Raw genomic sequence first — 537 nt, forward strand, 5'->3', positions numbered from 1 at the left:
CTTCATCGCCCGGCATTGCCGCCGCAAGGGCGTTTTCTGGTTCTACAAACAGGGGCGCGGCAAGAGCGGCCAGCTCGATACGATTGTCTTTGCCAACAATCCGCGCGCCTATGTCCGTTCGGTCGATGTGCCGTATATCCCGGACTCGGGCCTCCCGGCCGGGTGCCACGAGGCGGTGCTGTCGCTCAACGACGCGCGCACCCTCGTGCCAGCCACGCTGGAGGCGTGGGAGCGTAACTACCGCACGCCGGACGATCCGCTACGGGCGACGGTGAACGTTTCCAGTGAAGTCGACGACCGCTCGGTATTCGGACAGGTCAGCCGCAGTGCGGAGTTCCACCTGACGCAGCAGCAGGGCGAGGCGCTCGCGCAGACGCGGCGCGACGAGCAGATCGCGCGGCAGCTCACCCTCTCGGGCACGACGAACGCGCTCGGCATTGCGCCGGGCGTCGTGATGAAAACGACCAATGTGAAGGTGCCGCGCGCCGGGTACGGGTTCGTGATCACGTCGATGGTGATGAAAGGCAGTCGCACGAA

General features: G+C 65.7%; 1 protein-coding gene. It reads left to right on the forward strand.

From position 1 onward, the window contains the following. Nucleotides 1–537 (forward strand): phage late control D family protein (locus BAC01S_RS33165; protein ID WP_043204238.1); only part of this gene is annotated, 537 nt, incomplete at both ends.

Source organism: Paraburkholderia acidipaludis NBRC 101816 (genome assembly GCF_000684975.1).
Classification (GTDB): Bacteria; Pseudomonadota; Gammaproteobacteria; order Burkholderiales; family Burkholderiaceae; genus Paraburkholderia; species Paraburkholderia acidipaludis.